This is a genomic window from Ovoidimarina sediminis (assembly GCF_032586175.1).
In the GTDB taxonomy this organism is placed as follows: Bacteria; Pseudomonadota; Alphaproteobacteria; order Rhodobacterales; family Rhodobacteraceae; genus Ovoidimarina; species Ovoidimarina sediminis.
Genome location: NZ_JAWHTE010000001.1, coordinates 149,229 through 168,048, shown reverse-complemented (window position 1 = coordinate 168,048; position 18,820 = coordinate 149,229). Strand labels below are relative to the sequence as shown.

The 18,820-nt window shown below is 67.9% G+C and carries 20 protein-coding genes; 16 read left to right on the top strand and 4 right to left on the bottom strand.

Annotated elements, in window-relative coordinates; all coding sequences use genetic code 11:
- Positions 1-28 precede the first annotated feature (28 nt).
- Together RXV90_RS00830 and miaA are read right to left on the bottom strand one after the other, a co-directional pair.
- The gene (locus tag RXV90_RS00830) at positions 29-826 is read right to left on the bottom strand and encodes a helix-turn-helix transcriptional regulator (protein WP_316646330.1); all 798 of its coding nucleotides are present in this window, start codon (positions 824-826) and stop codon (positions 29-31) included.
- 89 nt (positions 827-915) lie between these two features.
- Positions 916-1,803 carry a tRNA (adenosine(37)-N6)-dimethylallyltransferase MiaA gene (miaA, locus tag RXV90_RS00825; RefSeq protein ID WP_316646329.1) on the bottom strand — a complete coding sequence of 296 codons (888 nt, stop codon included), beginning with the start codon at positions 1,801-1,803 and terminating at the stop codon, positions 916-918.
- A gap of 91 nt (positions 1,804-1,894) precedes the next feature.
- Here miaA and pyrH point away from each other — a divergent pair, with 91 nt between their 5' ends.
- The 14 genes from pyrH to lpxB all read left to right on the top strand — a co-directional run bounded on the left by pyrH (position 1,895) and on the right by lpxB (position 14,756).
- On the top strand, positions 1,895-2,632 hold the full coding sequence (pyrH, locus tag RXV90_RS00820) for a UMP kinase (protein ID WP_316646328.1): 738 nt from the start codon (positions 1,895-1,897) through the stop codon (positions 2,630-2,632).
- Positions 2,633-2,786: 154 nt separating this feature from the next.
- A complete protein-coding gene (locus RXV90_RS00815; protein WP_316646327.1) occupies positions 2,787-3,293 on the top strand; it encodes a hypothetical protein in 507 nt (168 codons plus the stop codon).
- A gap of 162 nt (positions 3,294-3,455) precedes the next feature.
- Positions 3,456-4,016, top strand: a complete 561-nt coding sequence (frr, locus tag RXV90_RS00810) for a ribosome recycling factor (protein WP_316646326.1) — start codon at positions 3,456-3,458, stop codon at positions 4,014-4,016.
- Positions 4,017-4,054: 38 nt separating this feature from the next.
- Positions 4,055-4,792 (top strand): polyprenyl diphosphate synthase, encoded by a 738-nt coding sequence (uppS, locus tag RXV90_RS00805; RefSeq protein ID WP_316646325.1) that lies wholly within the window; start codon positions 4,055-4,057, stop codon positions 4,790-4,792.
- Between the two features lie 37 nt (positions 4,793-4,829).
- The gene (locus tag RXV90_RS00800; RefSeq protein ID WP_316646324.1) at positions 4,830-5,591 is read left to right on the top strand and encodes a phosphatidate cytidylyltransferase; all 762 of its coding nucleotides are present in this window, start codon (positions 4,830-4,832) and stop codon (positions 5,589-5,591) included.
- An 11-nt stretch (positions 5,592-5,602) separates the two neighbouring features.
- The gene (dxr, locus tag RXV90_RS00795) at positions 5,603-6,775 is read left to right on the top strand and encodes a 1-deoxy-D-xylulose-5-phosphate reductoisomerase (protein ID WP_316646323.1); all 1,173 of its coding nucleotides are present in this window, start codon (positions 5,603-5,605) and stop codon (positions 6,773-6,775) included.
- 3 nt (positions 6,776-6,778) lie between these two features.
- Entirely contained in the window at positions 6,779-8,116 is a 1,338-nt protein-coding gene (gene rseP / locus RXV90_RS00790; protein WP_316646322.1) for an RIP metalloprotease RseP, read from the top strand.
- An 82-nt stretch (positions 8,117-8,198) separates the two neighbouring features.
- Complete coding sequence (locus RXV90_RS00785) at positions 8,199-8,333, top strand: hypothetical protein (protein WP_316646321.1); 135 nt, start codon at positions 8,199-8,201, stop codon at positions 8,331-8,333.
- Positions 8,334-8,465: 132 nt separating this feature from the next.
- Complete coding sequence (bamA, locus tag RXV90_RS00780; RefSeq protein ID WP_316646320.1) at positions 8,466-10,814, top strand: outer membrane protein assembly factor BamA; 2,349 nt, start codon at positions 8,466-8,468, stop codon at positions 10,812-10,814.
- A 2-nt stretch (positions 10,815-10,816) separates the two neighbouring features.
- Positions 10,817-11,497 carry an OmpH/Skp family outer membrane protein gene (locus RXV90_RS00775; RefSeq protein ID WP_316646319.1) on the top strand — a complete coding sequence of 227 codons (681 nt, stop codon included), beginning with the start codon at positions 10,817-10,819 and terminating at the stop codon, positions 11,495-11,497.
- A 44-nt stretch (positions 11,498-11,541) separates the two neighbouring features.
- Positions 11,542-12,003 (top strand): 3-hydroxyacyl-ACP dehydratase FabZ, encoded by a 462-nt coding sequence (gene fabZ / locus RXV90_RS00770; protein ID WP_316646318.1) that lies wholly within the window; start codon positions 11,542-11,544, stop codon positions 12,001-12,003.
- The gene (gene lpxA, locus RXV90_RS00765) at positions 11,958-12,797 is read left to right on the top strand and encodes an acyl-ACP--UDP-N-acetylglucosamine O-acyltransferase (RefSeq protein WP_316646317.1); all 840 of its coding nucleotides are present in this window, start codon (positions 11,958-11,960) and stop codon (positions 12,795-12,797) included. The genes fabZ and lpxA overlap by 46 nt, the downstream gene beginning before the upstream one ends.
- 7 nt (positions 12,798-12,804) lie before the next feature.
- Complete coding sequence (locus tag RXV90_RS00760; protein ID WP_316646316.1) at positions 12,805-13,596, top strand: LpxI family protein; 792 nt, start codon at positions 12,805-12,807, stop codon at positions 13,594-13,596.
- On the top strand, positions 13,593-14,756 hold the full coding sequence (lpxB, locus tag RXV90_RS00755; RefSeq protein ID WP_316646315.1) for a lipid-A-disaccharide synthase: 1,164 nt from the start codon (positions 13,593-13,595) through the stop codon (positions 14,754-14,756). Before RXV90_RS00760 ends, lpxB begins: the two co-directional genes overlap by 4 nt.
- A 312-nt stretch (positions 14,757-15,068) precedes the next feature.
- Here lpxB and RXV90_RS00750 read toward each other — a convergent pair whose 3' ends face one another.
- Positions 15,069-15,926 carry a hypothetical protein gene (locus tag RXV90_RS00750; protein WP_316646314.1) on the bottom strand — a complete coding sequence of 286 codons (858 nt, stop codon included), beginning with the start codon at positions 15,924-15,926 and terminating at the stop codon, positions 15,069-15,071.
- Entirely contained in the window at positions 15,923-17,068 is a 1,146-nt protein-coding gene (gene mnmA, locus RXV90_RS00745; protein WP_316646313.1) for a tRNA 2-thiouridine(34) synthase MnmA, read from the bottom strand. The genes RXV90_RS00750 and mnmA overlap by 4 nt, the downstream gene beginning before the upstream one ends.
- A gap of 128 nt (positions 17,069-17,196) precedes the next feature.
- On the opposite strand from mnmA, the gene sciP reads away from it, so the two are divergent.
- Together sciP and ctrA are read left to right on the top strand one after the other, a co-directional pair.
- Positions 17,197-17,475 (top strand): CtrA inhibitor SciP, encoded by a 279-nt coding sequence (gene sciP / locus RXV90_RS00740; protein ID WP_316646757.1) that lies wholly within the window; start codon positions 17,197-17,199, stop codon positions 17,473-17,475.
- A gap of 93 nt (positions 17,476-17,568) precedes the next feature.
- Positions 17,569-18,282 (top strand): response regulator transcription factor CtrA, encoded by a 714-nt coding sequence (ctrA, locus tag RXV90_RS00735; protein ID WP_316646312.1) that lies wholly within the window; start codon positions 17,569-17,571, stop codon positions 18,280-18,282.
- Positions 18,283-18,820: the final 538 nt, after the last annotated feature.

Sequence of the window (18,820 nt, the reverse complement as noted above, 5' to 3'; positions counted from 1 at the left end):
CGGTGCGCCGAAGGCGGTTGCGCTTGCGTCAGCTTCTGGCGCGGAAGGCGCTTGGGCTTTGGCCCGCCGCGCCCGAGAACGTCCGGCTGAAATAGGCCGCCGAGCCGAAGCCCAGGCGGCGGGCGATATCCTTGATCGGCATGTCGGTTTCGCTGAGAAGCCGGCAGGCCTCGTAATGCACGCGGTCGGCGAGGAAGCGCGAGGCGCTTTTGCCGTTCGACTGGCGGCAGGCGCGGGTCAGGTGCGTGGGCGTGACGCCGAGCTTTTCGGCATAGTGCGACACGCCCTTGCCGGAGCGGAAATCGCGCTCGACCAGGGCCGCGAAGGCGTTGGTGAGGCGCTGGCTTGCGGTGGGTTCGAGTGCCGGATCTGAGAGATCGCCGTGGCGTTCGAGCCAGACTGCGATCAGCCCGCCATAGTGCATCATGGCGCGTTCGGCGCCGGGTTTCTGCTGCGTCGCCTCGCGTTCGAGCGCGTCGACGAGGGCGGTGAGCTCGGCCTGGAGGAACCCGTCGCGCAGCCTCAGGTGCATCGGTTCGTCGGGCAGTTCGGCCTTGAGATCTTCGGGAAAGAAGATCGCCGTGCCGAGGACCTGGCCCAGCATGTCGAAGCCGTGCATCGTGTTGCCCGGCACGAAGATCGCGTTGTGGGGGCCGTAGCCGCGGGTTTGCCCGGCGACGGTGAAGCGGCCCTGGCCGCGGGTGAACCAGATGAGCAGAGGGCGCACGTAGCTGCGCTGCGCTTCCGTGCGCCAGCGCCCCCCCTGGCTGAGACGCATCAGCGAGGCCACGCGGAACTCCGCGTTCGGATCCCTCAGTTTCAGCATGCGAAGCCCCCCAGCCTCGGCACTCTTGATAGGGGCCTGGCAGGGCCCGCAAACAGACCTGCCCGTTCTTGGTTAATTTCGCCCGCGCGTCAATGGCAGGGAAGGGTCGGCCAGGCCGAAAGGCGGCTTCGGAACCAGGTGCGTTGCCGTTTGGCATATTGTCGCGTGAGGGTGGACACCGCCGTTTTCAGCGCGTCGAGGGAGAGGTGGCCGTCGAGATGGGCCATGAGCTCGGCCGCGCCGATCGCCTTGGCAGACGGCAGATCGGGGCGCCAGGACGCGCGGTTCGCGCGCGCCTCGTCAAGAACGCCCTCGGCCAGCATGGCGTCGAAGCGGCGTTCGATGCGGGGTGTGAGCCAGTCGCGTTCGGCGGTGAGGAGGAGTGGCTGGGTGTCGGCCAGGGGCAGAAGCGGCGGGCCGGTCTCGTCCTGCCAGGCGGCGAGGCCGCGGCCGGTGGTGCGCAGGACTTCCCAGGCGCGCTGGATGCGGACCGGGTTCTGCCGGTCGATGCGGGCGGCCGTCTCGGGGTCGAGCTCTGCCAGAAGCGCTTCGGGGCCGTCTTCCGCCAGCCGCGCATCGGCGCGGGCGCGAATCCCGGGCGGCGTGGGCGGGATATCGGCGAGCCCTTCGGTGAGCGCGGTGAAATAGAGCCCGGTGCCGCCGGTGACGATCGGGCGGGGGCCGTCGAGGAGAGGTTTCAGATCGCGCAGCCAGTCGCCCACGGAATAGGGCCGGTCGCCCGGGACGTGGCCGTAAAGCGCGTGGGGGGCGCGGGCGAGATCCTCCGCCCCGGGCCGCGCGGTGAGAATACGCCAGTCGGCATAGACCTGGAGCGCGTCGGCATTGATGATCCGGCCGCCCTGCGCCTCGGCGATGGCAAGCGCGAGCGCCGACTTGCCGCTGGCCGTCGGCCCCGCGATCAGCACCGGTTCTCCGGGGTCGAGCCGGTTCAGAATGTCGTCGATCCGCTCCAGCACCCCCGTCCCTCACCTTCGCCGTTGAAGCCCGCGGCGTTTTCCGACATTTTCGGCGCCAAGAAAAGCGAGGGCAGGGATGGACGCGCAGACGATGACAGACGACACCTCCGGGGATGGCCCCGCGACGCGCTATTCCCGCGTGCTTCTGAAGATCTCGGGCGAGGCGCTGATGGGCGACCAGGGCTATGGCCTGCACCCGCCGACGGTGGCGCGGATCGCCCGCGAGGTGCAATCGGTGCACGAGCTTGGCGTCGAGATCTGCATGGTGATCGGGGGCGGCAACATCTTTCGCGGCCTGCAGGGATCCGCGCAGGGGATGGAGCGGACGACCGCCGATTACATGGGGATGCTGGCGACGGTGATGAACGCGCTGGCGATGCAGGCCGCGCTGGAGGCGCTTGGCATCCACACGCGGGTGATCAGCGCGATCCGGATGGACGAGGTTGCGGAGCCCTATATCCGGCGCCGCGCGGTGCGGCACCTCGAAAAGAAGCGGGTCTGCATCTTTGCCGCGGGCACCGGGAACCCCTATTTCACCACCGATACGGCGGCGACTTTGCGTGCCAATGAAATGAGTTGCGAGGCGATCTTCAAAGGCACGAAGGTGGATGGCGTCTATGACAAGGACCCGAAGGCCCATGCGGATGCCAAGCGCTTCGACCGGATCAGCTATGACGACGTGCTGGCGCAGCATCTGGGCGTGATGGATGCCTCGGCGATCGCGCTGGCGCGCGACAACGACCTGCCGATCATCGTGTTCTCGCTCGATGAGCCCGGGGGGTTCCGGGGCATCCTGGCGGGTAAGGGGACGTTCACGATCGTCGAGTGAGGAGCGAGGGGCCAGCCCCTCGCGCTCCCCGGGATATTTACGGCCACATGAAGGGGCGGGCGGGCCTTTGCGGTCATGGCAATGGTCCTGACGACCGGGCGGTGGCGTGTACCCGTGGACTGCAAGTGGCCCTTTGGATCGATGGGAGGCAGGCGTGAGACGAATTCCTGGAGGGCCGGTGGACATGTTGCGCCTTGTGCTTGCCCTTGCCCTGTCGCTGTCTGCAACTTCCGCGCTGGCCTGCAGCTTCGATGTCGGTGGCCCCTATGAGCCGGGTGTCGTCACGGGGGATATCGCAATCGGAGACATCCCGCGCCCGATCCTGTCCGACGCGCACCTGACGCGGGGCACCGAGCCGCCGGGATCTTCATGCGACGATGCCGGGACCCTGAGCTTCCGGGTTGGCCTTCCGGACGGGTTCGAACCGGGGATCGGGGAATTCGGGCTGCTGCTTGACGTCGTGGAGGGGGACGATGCGTATCACATCTTTCCCGACGTGCCGATCGCGCTCCGGAGTGACGAGGGGGGCGGAACGGCCCGTGTCTTTTTTGCCTGGCTCGACGGCGCGCCCAGGGATCACGTCCGGCTGAAGATGACCGTCGAGGTCAGGTTCGTCTACGGGACGCGCCAGGGCCCGCCGGGCGCCTTCAGGATCGAATAGCGCCTGAGCCCGGCGCGACGCGGGCGCAGACCCGCTCGTCCCGGCGATTTCGGGCGGGGGCGGCCGCCGATGACCGTTCAAGGCCTATACATTGCCTCAGTCCTGCCGCTATAACGCTGAAAACTGCGGTAAAAGCCGTTCTCAGGAAGATGAGGTCAGCGGGTGTCGGACGAAGAGCTGGATATTGACGATCTGCAGCGGCGGATGGAGGGCGCGATGACCGCGCTTCGCCACGAGTTCCAGTCGCTGAGGACGGGGCGCGCCTCGGCCAGCATGGTCGAGCCGATCATGGTGGACGCCTATGGGGCGATGACGCCGATTAACCAGGTTGGAACGGTCAACGTGCCAGAAGCCCGGATGCTGACCATCAACATCTGGGACAAGGCGATCGTGTCGAAGGCGGAAAAGGCGATCCGGGAATCGGGTTTGGGGATCAACCCGGTGATCGACGGCACGATCATCCGGCTGCCCATTCCGGAGCTCAACGAAGAGCGCCGGCGGGAGCTGACGAAGGTTGCGGCGCAATACGCCGAAAGCGCGCGCGTGGCGATCCGCAACGTGCGGCGGGACGGGATGGACCAGCTGAAGAAGCTGAAGGCGGGGGGCATGGGCGAGGACGATCACAAGATCTGGGCGGACGAGGTGCAGGAGCTGACCGACGCGCAGATCAAGCGGATCGATGCCGCGCTCGAGGCGAAACAGGAGGAGATCATGCAGGTCTGACCTGCCTCTGCCTCCCTGAACCCGAAAGGACAGGCCCCGTGACGAGCAGCACGACGCCGAAGACCCATCGCCCCGAGGGGCCCAAGCACGTCGCCATCATCATGGACGGCAACGGACGCTGGGCGCAGGCGCGGGGGCGGCCGCGGCTTTACGGCCACCACGCCGGCGGCAAGCGGGTGCGCGAGATCGTCGAGGCCTGCCCCGATCTTGGTGTGAAATACCTGACCGTCTTCGCCTTCTCGACCGAGAACTGGAAGCGGACCCAGGCGGAAGTGTCGGGCCTGATGAAGATGTTCCGCCGCTACATCACCCGGGAATCGCAGAATCTGATCGACAACGGCATCTGCGTGCGCTTCATCGGCGACCGGATGCGGCTGGACGAGACGCTGGTGCGGCTGATGGACGAGCTGGAGCTTGTGACCGCCCATAACGACACGGTGCACCTGACCATCGCGCTGAACTATGGCGGGCGCGACGAGGTGGCGCGGGCCACGAAGCGGCTGGCGCGGGAGGTGGCGGCGGGCCGGCTGGACCCCGAGACGGTGGATGCCGAGACGCTGGCGAGATACCTCGATACCTATGTGCTGCCCGACCCCGACCTGGTGATCCGCACGAGCGGAGAGGCGCGGATTTCGAACTTCCTGCTCTGGCAGTCGGCCTATTCGGAATACGAGTTCATCGACACGCTCTGGCCCGATTTCTCGCGCGACGAGTTTGCCCGGGTGGTCGGCAGCTTCTCAAAACGAGAGCGAAGGTTTGGCGCCGTCCGGGGATAGGGACAGGCCGACCGCTGGGGGGCGATGGGACGACCTCGTGTCGCGCGTTCTGTCGGGCGCGCTGATGGCGGGGATCGGGCTGGGCGCCGTCTGGCTGGGCGGGTTGCCGTTTCACATCTTCGTCGCCCTTCTGTCGGCCGTGATGGTCTGGGAGCTTGCCCGGATGACCGGGGCGGGGGAGAGGGCGCTCTGGCCCGCGCTTGGCGCGGGCGCCGCGATGCTGGTGGCCGGCGAGATCCCCGGCGGGTTTGCCCTGCCGCTTCTGATCGCGCCGGGCCTGTTCCGGGCCGAGGGGATGCGCGGCAACCGCACCCAATACGCGATCTTCACCGTGGCGATCATGATCGCGGGCTACGGGCTGATGTTCCTGCGCGACGAATTCGGGTTCATCTGGATGGCGTGGCTGGCGCTTCTGGTGGTGGCCACCGATGTGGGGGGCTATTTCGCCGGGCGGATCATCGGGGGGCCGAAGATCTGGCCCAAGGTGAGCCCGAAGAAGACGTGGTCGGGCACGGTGGCGGGCTGGGTGCTGGCCGGGGCGGTGTCGATCCCCTTTGTCACCGAGAAGGCGGGCGTGGGCTGGGAGCTTCTGGGGATCGCGGTGGCGCTGTCGATGGCGAGCCAATTGGGCGACGTGGCCGAAAGCGCGCTGAAGCGGCGGTCGGGGATCAAGGATTCCTCGGCGCTGATCCCGGGGCATGGCGGGCTACTGGACCGGTTCGATTCGATGCTGGGCGCGTCGATCTTCCTTCTGCTGATCGAGCAGATCGTCGATTTTCCGCCGCCGCCGATCCTGTAGAGGGCTGGAGCATGACGCGCAGGGTTTCGATTTTCGGCGCCACCGGTTCGATCGGCTGCAACACGGTGTCGCTGATCGCGGAGGCGCCGGACGATTTCGAGGTGGTGGCGCTGACCGGCGGGCGGAACGTGGCGAAGCTGGCCGGGCAGGCGCGGGCGCTGAAGGCCGGGCTCGCGGTGACGGCGCATGAAGACTGCCTGCCCGATCTGCGGGAGGCGCTGGCCGGGACCGGGATCGAGACGGCCGCGGGCGCGGGCGCGATCTGCGAGGCGGCCGAGCGGCCCGCGGACTGGGTGATGTCGGCGATCGTGGGCGCCGCGGGGCTTCCGCCGGGCCTGAAGGCGCTGGAGCAGGGCCGGACGCTGGCGCTTGCGAACAAGGAAAGCCTCGTGACCGCGGGGCCGCTGCTGATGGCGACGGCGGCGGCGCACGGGGCGACCGTGCTGCCGGTCGACAGCGAGCATTCTGCGGTGTTCCAGGCGCTGATCGGCGAGGATATGGCCGCCGTCGAGCGGGTGATCATCACCGCTTCGGGGGGCGCGTTCCGGGACTGGCCCTTGGAGAAGCTGCGGCGTGCGACGCTGGCCGAAGCCTCGTCGCATCCGAACTGGGACATGGGGCAGCGGATCACGATCGACAGTGCCACCATGTTCAACAAGGCACTGGAGCTGATTGAAACCAAGGAATATTTCGGCGTCAGGCCCGATCAGATCGAGACCGTCATTCACCCGGAATCGATCATTCACGCGCTGGTAGGTTTTCGCGACGGGGCGCTGATGGCGCATCTGGGCCCCCCGGACATGCGCCATGCGATCGGGTTCGCGCTGAACTGGCCCGACCGGCGCGATCTGCCGGTGGAGCGGCTGGATCTGGCGCAACTCGGGCAGCTGAATTTCCGGGCCGCGGACCCCGAGCGCTCGCCCGCGCTGAGGCTTGCGCGGGAGGTGATGGAGACCGGCGGGCTGGCCGGGGCGGTGTTCAACGGGGCGAAGGAGGCGGTGCTTGACGCCTTCATCGCGGAGCGCATCGGCTTCCTCGACATGGCGCATATCGTCGAGAGAGTTCTTGCAAAGATGTCCGCCGGACGCCACATCAGTGCCGAAATCACGCTCGACAACGTCGTGGCCGCGGATGCGGAGGCACGGCGGCTTGCGATGGAAGACGTGGCGAAAGGGCAGGCATAGCGCATGGATATGGTCGGGCTGATCCCGTCGTTCGGTAATTTCCTTACGACCGCCGTGGCGTTCATCGTCGCGCTGTCGATCATCGTGGCGATCCACGAATACGGCCATTACATCGTGGGCCGGTGGACCGGGATCGGGGCGGATGTGTTCTCGATCGGGTTCGGCCCGGTGCTGTTCCGGCGGACCGACAAGCGCGGGACGCAGTGGCAGGTGGCCGCGATTCCGCTGGGCGGATACGTGAAATTCAAGGGCGACGCGAATGCCGCGAGTGCGCCCGATGCCGGGGCCGTGGAGGGCCTGTCGGCGGAGGAACGCCGCGCGACGATGCATGGCGCGCCGCTGTGGGCGCGGGCGCTGACGGTCTCGGCGGGCCCGGTGTTCAACTTCATCCTGTCGATCATCGTCTTCATGGGGCTGATCTTCTATAACGGGGCGCCGCGCGATCCGCTGACCGTGCACCTGATCGCGCCGATGCCGTTTCAGCCCATGGAGCTTCTGGAGGGCGACGAGCTTGTATCGATCGCCGGCATACCGACGCCGCCCATCGACGAGCTTGGCGATTATTTCGACACGCTGCCGCAGGAGCCTTTCCTGGCCTACGAGGTGCGCCGCGACGGCGCGGTGATCGAGGTTATGGCGCCGCATCCGCTGCCGACGGTGGTGAGCGGGCTGAACCCGCAATCGGCGGCGCTGGCCGTCGACCTTCAGGAAGGCGACGTCATCACCGCCGTGGACGGCGCGCCCGTTATCCGGTTCGAGGAATTGCGCGACCACGTGGGCACGAGCGACGGGCGGGTTCTGATGCTGTCGGTCTGGCGCGATGGGGAAGAGCTTGAATTCGCGGTGCGCCCCAAGCGCGAGGACCTGCCGCTGGACGAAGGCGGGTTCGAGACCCGGTGGCTTCTGGGCATCCATGGGAGCATGTTCTTCGAGCCCGCGACGGAAGCCGCGGGGCCGATCGACGCCTTCGGGCGGGCCGTGGACCAGACGGTGGGCGTGGCGACGTCGAGCCTGTCGGTGCTGTACAACGTGGTGGCGGGGCAGATTCAGGCCTGCAACGTGCGCGGCCCGGTGACGATCGCGCGGGTTTCGGGCGATACGATCAGCATGGGCTGGGAGAACTTCATCGGCTTCATCGCGGTACTGTCGACCGCCGTGGGGCTTCTGAACCTGCTGCCGATTCCCGTGCTGGACGGCGGGCATCTCGTGTTCCACGCCTACGAGGCGGTGCGCGGACGGCCGCCGAACGACCGCGCGCTCAGGGTGCTGATGGGCGCGGGGCTTGCGATCCTGCTGTCGTTCATGCTGTTCGCGCTGACAAACGATTTCTTCTGCCCCTGAAACGGCAGGGTTCAGCCGCAATCAGGCCACAATCGGCGGTTACCCCTTGGGAATAGTGTTATTTCCTCCTGCGAGGCCCGCCATGCGCACCAATGAGACCCAGACCGGATTTTCCGTGATGACCGATCTTTACAAGGACCATCTTGTATCGGTCGCGCTGATCGCGCTGTCGCTTTTCGCCGCGAGCTATCTGATCGCCGAAATCGGCGTGTTCTGAGCCGCCCCGCGCGGCCCCGGACCTGATCCCGAAAATCCACACATTCGGGCCCTGCGGGGCCCATCTGTTTTGACATCCCCCCGCATTCGTTTTACGCAGTGAACACACGAGGTTTATGCGGAACGAGCGGTAATGACCAATATATGGTGGGGGAGCGCTGGTTTCCGGCGCTTTGACCGGCGTGCAGGCTGGATGGCGGCCTGTGTCTTTCTTCTGTCACTGGCGGTGTTTGTCTCCGCGGTGCCGAACGGGGCGCTGGCGCAGTCCTACCGGTTCGGCACATTCGTGGTGGAGGGTAACCAGCGGGTCGATAACGCGACGGTGCTGTCCTATGCCGATATCGCGCCGGGAGAGACCGTCGGCAGCGGCGCGCTGAACCAGGCCTTCCAGGACCTGATGGATTCGGGGCTGTTCGAGAGTGTCGAGCTTGTGCCCCAGGGCGGCACGCTTCTGATCCGGGTGCAGGAATTCCCGACGATCAACCGCATCGCGATCGAAGGCAACCGGCGGCTCGACGAAGAGGACCTGTTGCAGGTCGTCCGGTCCGCGCCGCGGCGGGTGTTCTCGCCCACCCAGGCGCAGCAGGATGCGTCGAACATCGTCGATGCCTACGAATCCCAGGGCCTGCTGGCCGCGACCGTGACGCCGAAGATCATCCGGCGGAGCGAGAATCGCGTCGACCTCGTCTTCGAGGTGACGGAAGGCCGGGTGGTGGAGAACCAGCGCGTGTCCTTCGTGGGCAACCGCGTGTATTCGGACCGCCGGCTGCGGCGGGTGCTGGAGACGAAGCAGGCCGGGCTGTTGCGCGCCTTCTTCCGCAACGACGTGTTCGTGGCGGACCGGATCGAATTCGACATCACCGTGCTGCGCGATTTCTATCTGTCGCGCGGCTATATCGATTTCGAGGTGCTGGATGTCAGCACGGAACTGGCGCGCGAGCGCAACGCGACCTTCATCACCTTCCAGGTGCGCGAGGGCCAGCAGTTCCGCTTCGGCGCGCTGAGCGCCACGAGCGACCTCGATGCCGTGGACCCCGAGGCATATCTGAAGGTGGCGAAGCTGCGCGAAGGCGCCGTCTATTCGCCGACGCTTCTGGAGAACGCCATCGAGCGGATGGAGGAGCTTGCGACGCAAGACGGCCTCGATTTCGTGCGGGTCGATCCGCGGGTGACGCGGAACGACCGGAGCCAGACGCTGGATATCGAGTTCTCGATCGTGCGCGGCGAGCGCATCTTCGTGGAGCGGATCGACATCGAGGGCAACCAGACCACCCTTGACCGGGTGATCCGGCGCCAGTTCCGCACCGTCGAGGGCGACCCGTTCAACCCGCGCGAGATCCGCGCCGCGTCGAACCGGATCCGGGCGTTGAACTATTTTTCGACCGTCGACGTGAATTCGCGCGAAGGCTCGGCCCCCGACCAGGTGGTGATCGACGTGGACGTGGAAGAAGTGCCCACCGGATCGCTTGGGGCGGGCGCGTCCTATTCGTCGGATAACGGGCTTGGCCTGGCGCTGAACTTTTCGGAGCGGAACTTCCTGGGCCGCGGGCAGATCCTGAATTTCGACCTGAATACGACCTCGGAATCGGGCACCTCGCAGCTGAGCTTCACCGAGCCCGCGCTTCTGGGCCGGGACCTGGCGCTGACGCTGTCGATCTTCAACCGCGAGACCGACAACAACAACGCGAGCTTCACGACGCGGAGCACGGGCGCACAGGCGCGGCTTGGCTTCCCGACCGGGCGGTTCTCGCGGCTGTCGACCTCCTACACCTTCCTGAGCCAGGACCTGGGCGAGCTGAGTGCCAACAACTCTCCCATCCTGCAGGCGGAGCGGGGCAGCCGGACCAAGAGCTCGATCGGCTATACCTGGACCTATGACACGCGGAACCGCGGGATCGACCGGAATGCCGGCGTGCTTCTGCAGTTCGGCCAGGAATTCGCGGGCGTGGGCGGGGATGTGGAATACATCCGCACCCAGGGCACCGCGATCGCGCAGCGCCGGTTCCGGAACGAGGATTACACCGTGCGCGCGGTCTTCGAGGCGGGCAACGTGACCGGGCTTGGCGATTACATCACGACGGTGAACGACCGCTTCTTCCTGTCGAGTTCGCAGCTGCGCGGCTTCGACTTCCGGGGCATGGGCCCCAGGGACCTGGACGCCGTGGCGCAGGATCCGCTGGCCGGCAACAACTTCGTCTCCGCCCGGTTCGAATTCGGCTTCCCCATCGGGCTGGTGGAGGATGCCGGGATTTCGGGCGGTCTGTTCCTCGATGTCGGATCGGTCTGGGGCCTCGACAACACGAACGGCGCGGGCGGCGTCGATTCGGTGGATGACGGGTTCAACCTGCGGTCGTCGATCGGCCTGTCGATCTTCTGGGAAACCGCGCTTGGCCCGCTTGTCTTCAACTTCAGCGAAGCGATCAAGTCGGAAAGCTACGACAAGACCCGCAGTTTCGATGTGACCGTCTCTACCCGGTTCTGACGATGCGGCGATGGGCGGGCGCCCCGATCCTGGCCATCGCGCTGGCGCTGGCCCCGGTGGTGACGGGCGCGCCGCAGGGGCAGGCGGGGGCCCAGACCTCCGCGCCCGTGCCGTCGCAACTGCCCGTCACCGGCATTCTGACGATCGACCCCGAGCGCCTGTTCGAGGAAACCGCCTTCGGCCAGCGGGTGCAGCGCGACCTTGAACGCCAGGCCGCCGGGCTGGCCGCCGAGAACCGGCGGATCGAGGGGGAACTGATCGCCGAGGAGCGCGACCTGACGGAACGGCGCGCGGGGCTGGCCACGGAAGAGTTCCGCGCGCTGGCCGATGCTTTCGACGAGAAGGTGAACCGGATCCGCGCCGAGCAGGACGCGAAGGCGGACGCGCTTCAGAATTTCCGCGACCGGGAGCGGCAGCGCTTCTTCGGGCAGATCGGCGGGGTTCTGGCCGCGATCCTTGCCGAGCGGCAGGCGGTGATCGTGCTGGACCGGCGCAACGTGGTTCTGTCGGCCGAGGCGATCGACGTCACCAACGACCTGATCCGCCGGATCGATGCCGCGATCGGCGACGGATCGGGCCCGCCCGCGCCCGAGGCGCCCGCGCCGGACGTGCAGGTGGAGGCCCCGGACGAGACCGTGCCGGAGGATCCGCCGGCGGAAAACAGCGCGACCGGCGCCAACTGAGCCCGCGCTTGTCAGCGAAATGGAGCATTGCTAGGGACACCACCATGACAGAGACAACCACCGCCGACCTGGCGCTCATCCAGCGGATCCTGCCGCATCGCTATCCCATCCTGCTCGTCGACCGGGTGGAGGGGATCGAGGGCGCCGACCGCGCCACCGGCATCAAGAACGTCACGATGAACGAACCCCATCTGCAGGGCCATTTCCCCGGCACGCCGATCATGCCCGGCGTGCTGATCATCGAGGCGCTGGCGCAGACGGCGGCCGTTCTGGTGGGCGTGGCGATGGACCTCGCCGACAAGAACGCGCTTGTCTATTTCATGGGGATCGAGGGCGCGAAGTTCCGCCGCAAGGTTGTGCCCGGGGATGTGCTGAAGCTTCACGTCGAGACCAAGCGGGGCGGGGGCAAGGTGTGGAAATTCGCGGGCCGGGCCGAGGTGGACGGCGAACTGGCCTGCGAATGCGAGATCACCGCGATGATGGATATCCCGAAGGGCGGCGCGTGACCGGGGCGTCCGGCAGCACGATTCACCCCTCGGCCGTGATCGAGGAGGGGGCGGTGATCGGCGACGGCTGCCGGATCGGCCCCTTCGCGGTGGTCGGCCCCGAAGTGGTGCTCGCCCCGGGCGTGGAGCTGAAGCCCCATGCCGTCGTCACCGGCCGCACCACGGTGGGCGAGGAGACGGTGATCTTCCCCGGCGCGGTGATCGGCGAGATCCCCCAGGACCTGAAGTTCAAGGGCGAGGCCACGCGGCTGGAAATCGGCGCGCGGAACCGGATTCGCGAAGGCGTGACGATGAACACCGGCACCGAGGGCGGCGGCGGCCTGACCCGCGTGGGCGACGACTGCCTGTTCATGACCGGCGCGCATGTGGCCCATGACGCGATCGTGGGAAACCGGGTGATCGTGGCGAACCAGGGCGCCATCGCGGGCCATTGCGTGATCGAGGATGACGTGATCATCGGCGGGCTGTCGGGCATTCACCAGTTCGTCCGCATCGGGCGGGGCGCGATCATCGGCGCCGTCAGCATGGTGACGAATGACGTGATCCCCTATGGGCTTGTGCAGGCGCCGCGCGGGGCGCTTGACGGGCTTAATCTCGTGGGCCTGAAGCGGAAGGGCGTGGCGCGGTCGGATATCACCGCGCTGCGCGCCGCCTACCAGATGCTGGCGCAGGGCGACGGGGCCTTTACCGACCGCGCGAGGCGCCTCGGCGAGGAAACCGACAGCCCTTACGTGCGCGAGATCGTCGATTTCATCCTCGCCGGAACCGACCGCCATTTCCTGACCCCGAGATAGCCCGCCGATGCTGGCCTTGATCGCAGGAGAGGGGGCGCTGCCGGGGCTGGTGCATGCGCGCCTTGCCCCCGATGTGGTGGTCTGCGAGATGCGCGGCTTTGCCTCGGGCCTGCCCGATCCGCTGATCTTCGAGGTGGAGCGGCTGGGGAGTTTCCTGAAGGATTTGAAGGCGCGCGGGGTGAGCGAGGTGTGTTTCGCGGGCGCCGTGCGGCGGCCGAAGCTTGACCCGAAGCGGATCGACGCGCGCACCCTGCCGCTGGTGCCGAAGGTGATGGCGGCGATCGGGAAGGGCGACGATGCGGCGCTGCGCGCGGTTTTGGCGATCTTCGAGGAGGCGGGGCTGAGGATCGTGGCGGCGCATGAGGTGCTGCCCGACCTGCTGTTGCCCGAAGGCTGCCCCACGGCCGCCCGGCCCGGGGAGCGGGACCGGAAGGATGCGGCCCGGGCCGCGGAAATCCTGGCCGCGATGGGGGCGGTGGATCTGGGCCAGGCGGTGGTGGTGGCCGCGGGCCAGGCGCTGGCCGTCGAGACGCTCGGCGGCACCGACTGGATGCTGCGGACGCTGGGCGCGGAGCGGCCCGCGGGGCCCGGGGGCGGCATCCTGTTCAAGGCGCCGAAGCCCGGGCAGGACCGGCGGGTGGACCTGCCGGTGATCGGCCCCCGCACGGTCGAGGGGGCGGCGGCCGCCGGGCTCAACGGGATCGTGATCGAGGCGGGCGGCGTCATGGTGCTGGAGCGCGAGGCGGTGATCGGCGCGGCGGACGAGGCGGGGCTTTTCCTCTGGGCCCGGGCGCGATGAAGGTGTTCGTGATCGCGGGCGAGCCCTCGGGCGACCGGCTGGGGGGGGCGCTGATGGCGGGGCTGAAGGCGCTTTGCCCCGGTGTGACGTTCGAAGGCGTGGGCGGGCCCGAGATGGAGGCCGAGGGGCTTTCGAGCCTGTTCGAGATGAGCGAGCTTTCGGTGATGGGGATCGCGGAGGTTCTGCCGCGCTACCCCCAGCTTCACGCGCGGATGCGGCAGACGGCGGCGCGGGCGGTGGCCGCGCGCCCCGATGTGATCGTGACGATCGACAGCCCCGATTTCTGCCTGCGCGTGCTGCGCCGCGTGCGGGCCGAGGCGCCGGGGATCCGCACGGTGCATTACGTGGCCCCCACCGTCTGGGCCTGGCGGCCGCACCGGGCGGAGAAGATGACGGGGCTTGTCGACCAGGTGCTGACGCTTTTCCCCTTCGAGCCGCCCTATATGGAAGCCGCCGGGATGCGGGCCGATTTCGTCGGCCATCCGGTTGTGGCGGAACGCCAGGCGGGCGCGGAGGCGGCGGCGGCGTTTCGCGCCGAACACGGGCTGGGCGCGGCACCGGTGGTGCTGGTGCTGCCCGGGTCGCGCCGGGGCGAGGTGGCGCGGCTTGCGCCGATCTTCGGTGAGGCGCTGCGCCCGGTTCTGGCGGCGCGGGGCGGCGCGCGCGTCGTCGTGCCGGCGGCCGCGCCGGTGGCGGGGCCGGTGATCGAGGCGGTCGCGGGCTGGCCCGGGGAGCCGGTGGTGCTCGACCCCCGTGACACGACGTTGGCCGAGAGCCTTGGCGAAAAGCGCGCGGCCTTCCGGGCGGCGGATGTGGCGCTGGCGGCCTCTGGGACGGTGTCGCTTGAACTTGCGGCGGCGGGGACGCCGATGGTGGTGGCCTATGACATGGCCTGGCTGTCGCGGCAGATCATCAAGGCGATGCTGAGGATCGATACGGTGACGCTCGTGAACCTGGTGAGCGAGACCCGCGCGGTGCCGGAATTCCTGGGCAAGGAGTGCCGGCCCGGGCCGATCGGGGCGGCGCTTCTCGATCTTCTCCACCATCCCGAAGGACAGGCGGAGGCGCTTCGGCTGACGATGGAGCGGCTGGGCCGGGGGGGCGAGGCCCCGGGGCTGAGGGCGGCGCGGGCGGTGCTTGACGGGCTGAAGACGGGCTGATCCCTCCTTCATTTTGGCGGAAATACTCCGGGGTTGCCATTGGTGCGCCATTGGTCCGAGCGACAATGGCGACGGGCAGAGCCCCGGCGGATCGGCGCCGTGAGGCGCCGAGACCAAAAGAGCGTGGCTGCCCGGAACAAGGGCCGAAGGCCCGCCGGGCGAGCGCCTGCCCGTCCCGGCGGGCTGGCGCTTTGCTGCCCCCTGCGCCTATCGGTGACCGACGGCGACCCCTCTGCCATAAAGCGCTTCGTTCCGGGCGTCGGAGCGCCACCCCACGGGCAGGCGCCCGCCCGGCTCGGGGCCGCGGCACTCTCAGCCCAGCGCCGCCTTGAGCGCCAGCGCCGCGCGCCGGTCGGCATCGGCAAGCGCCAGCGCGCGCTGGCGGTTCTCTTCCAGATACGGGGCGAAACCCGCCGCATCGCCGCCCGCGGCCTCCCGGATCGCCGTCATCAGCGCGTCTTCGCCCTCGCAGATCACCAGCCCCCGGGGATCGACATAGTCGCCCACATCGGGCGCCCCCCAGTAGATCGGCACTGTGCGGCAGAGGCAGGCATCGAGGAGCTTTTCGGAGATATACCCCGGCTCGCGGCAGTTCTCGATCACCACCGAGAAGCGGAAGGGCAAAAGCCCCTCTTCCTTGTTGCCGAAGGGCGCATAGCCGCGCCCCATCACCGCGACGTCGAGCCCCTCTGCGCGGATCCGTTCGACGAGACTGTGGCGCAGCCTGTGACCCGGGTGATCGCGCTTTCCCGACGCGATGAGCGAGACCGCGCGGGTCTTCTCCGTCACCGGCTGTTCCGCCCGGGTGAGGGAGGCGAAGGTGTGGCTGTGCGCGACGGCGTTGGGAAGCGCGGCGAGAAGGGCGGGATCGCGGGTGAGGATCCGCGTGAAGCGGCGGTGAAAGAGCCGCAGAAGCCGCATGTGCCAGCCATGGACGGCGCGCGGTTCGGCGATCACGAGCGAGGGCTGTGCGCGGATCCCCCGGAAGGCGCCGGGCAGGTAGAAGCCCGATTTCGGGTAGAAGATCACGTGATCTTCGGGCCCCAGATCGGCAAGCCGCCCGGACGGCGCATCGCCCAGGGGAAAGACGAGCCGGTCGAGCAGGGTATCGGGAAGCCCGGGGCCGGGCCTGAGCGCGTAGGGGGCGACGGCGATCCGGGGCGGGCTCATGCCCCGCGCCAGATCCAGCCGCCGCCCAGAACCCGGGTTCCGCCGGTTTCATAGAAGACGCAGGCCTGACCCGGCGAGACGCCCTGTTCGGGCGACAGAAGCTCCACCTCGGCTTCCGTGGGCGAGAGGGGCCGCAGGATCGCCTCCGCCGGCGGGCGGGTGGAGCGGACGCGGACCGAGATCGCGCGTTCGCGGGCGGCATCGAAGGCCCCGTCGCCCAGCCAGTTGATCTCGCGCACCGGGACGGTGCGGGTGGCCAGCATCTCCTTCGGGCCGACGATCACGCGGCGCGCATCGACATCGAGCCTGACCACGTAAAGCGGCTCGTCGAGCCCGCCGATGCCGAGGCCCCGGCGCTGGCCGATCGTGTAGTGGATGACGCCCCGGTGATCGCCCAGAACGCGCCCGTCCGCATGGACGATCTCGCCCGGTTCCGCCGCGCCGGGGCGCAGCTTTTCGATCACCGCCGCGTAATTGCCGTTCGGGACGAAGCAGATATCCTGGCTGTCGGGCTTGTCGGCCACCGGCAGCCCGTATTTCGCCGCGAGCGCCCGGGTTTCGGCTTTCGACGCGAGATGCCCGAGCGGAAAGCGCAGGTAATCGAGCTGTTCCGGCGTCGTCGAGAACAGGAAATAGCTTTGATCGCGCGCGGCATCGGCGGCCGCGTGCAGTTCCGGCCCCGCAGGCCCCATCCGGCGCTGGATGTAATGGCCCGTCGCCATGCAATCGGCCTCGAGATCGCGGGCGGTTTCGAGCAGATCCCTGAATTTCACCCGTTCGTTGCAGCGGATGCACGGCACCGGCGTCGCGCCCGCGAGATAGCTGTCGGCGAATTCGTCGATCACCGCCTCGCGGAAGGTGTTTTCGTAATCCAGCACGTAATGGGGAAAGCCCATATCCTCGGCCACGCGGCGCGCATCGTGGATGTCGCGCCCCGCGCAGCAGGCGCCCTTTTTCGCCAGTGCTGCGCCGTGATCGTAAAGTTGGAGCGTGACGCCCACCACATCATAGCCGTCCTCGGCCAGCATCGCGGCCACGACCGAACTGTCGACGCCGCCCGACATGGCCACGACCACGCGCGTATCAGCGGGCGCCTTCGGCATCCCGAGCGAATTCAGAGGGGGGCGTGTATCGAGCGCCATGGCGACGGGTCCGGTCAGGAGGGAACGGGCGCAATATAGGAAAATGCGAACTACTCTCAAGGCCCCGCTTCACCGGGCGTTAAACAGATCCCGCGAAGAAGATGCCCAAGCATCATGGGGCAGTGGCCATGTACCTCAAGAAAATCGACGGCCCGCGGGCCGTGACCTTGCCGGACGGATCGGCGATGACGCGCGCCGATCTGCCGGACCCGAAGACCCGGCGCTGGGTGGCGAGCCGGAAGGCCGCCGTCGTGCGGGCGGTGGCCTATGGGCTGATCGCGCGCGAGGAGGCGCTGAAGACCTATGGGCTGACCGACGAGGAACTTGACGCCTGGCAATCTGCGGTTGAGGAGCACGGGGAGGCCGCGCTGAAAGCGACGGCTTTACAGCGCTATAGACAACCTTAGGTTGTTTTACTAGAAAACTGGGACGAGTAACGCCGGATTAACTTTTATGACGGATGGTTAATCTGAACGAAGCAATTGTTGCGGAGCGGTTTCATGCGCGTCCTCCTGGTAGAAGACGATCCAACGACCTCGCGCAGTATCGAGTTGATGCTGACCCACGCCAACCTGAACGTCTATGCGACGGATCTGGGAGAAGAGGGGATCGATCTTGCGAAGCTCTACGATTACGACCTGATCCTTCTGGACCTCAATCTGCCCGACATGAACGGGCATGACGTGTTGCGGCAGTTGCGGCTGGCGCGGATCGACACGCCGATTCTGATCCTTTCGGGGTCGGACGACACCGACAACAAGATCAAGGGCTTCGGATTCGGGGCCGACGACTATCTGACGAAACCGTTTCACCGCGAAGAGCTCGTGGCGCGGATCCACGCGATCATCCGCCGCTCGAAGGGCCATGCGCAATCGGTCATCCACACAGGCAAGATCGCCGTCAACCTCGATGCGAAGACGGTGGAATCGGGCGGCAAGACCGTGCATCTGACGGGCAAGGAATATCAGATGCTCGAACTCCTTTCGCTCAGGAAGGGCACGACGCTGACGAAGGAGATGTTCCTCAATCACATTTACGGCGGCATGGACGAGCCGGAGCTGAAGATCATCGATGTCTTCATCTGCAAGCTGAGAAAGAAGCTCGCCCAGGCAACGGACGGGGACAATTACATCGAGACGGTGTGGGGGCGCGGCTATGTGCTGCGCGATCCCGAACCGGCGCTCGAGGAGGCCCCGATGGCCGCCAGCGCCTGAGGCGCGCGGCCCCACGGGCGCGCGGCCCCCGGACGGGGGCGGCGGCGGCCCGGACCGAATTCTGACCCCCGCCGGCACTCCGGCAGCGGGGCGCCCTTCGGGGCCCGGGTGTGTTCCGGGCGCGCGGGGGCGCCCCGATTTTTTTTGTGAGGCGCGGCGATGGCAGGCGTCGGGTGGCCGGCGTCTGGTGGCCGGCGTCGTGAGGCCGGCGTCGGGTGACCTGATGCGCGGGTCGGGTGTGCGGGCAGGGCGCGCGGGGGCAGGGGACGCGAGGCCCTCGGGGTCAGCCTTGGGTGGGGTCAGCCTTGGGTGGGGGCGATCTTTCGGGGGGCGGGGGCTGATACGGTCCGAGGCAGGCTTGCGCTTCCGGGCGCGGGGCGAGGGGCGCGGTTCGGGAGTGCCGGGGCGCGGGGGGGCTGTCTCGGGAGATACGGCGCGTCGGTGGTGTGCGGGGGCTTGCGGGAGAGTGGCCGGGCGGGTGCGGCTTGGTGTCGGTTCGGCTGCTTTGGGCGGGGGATCTTTCGGGGGTGCGGGGGCC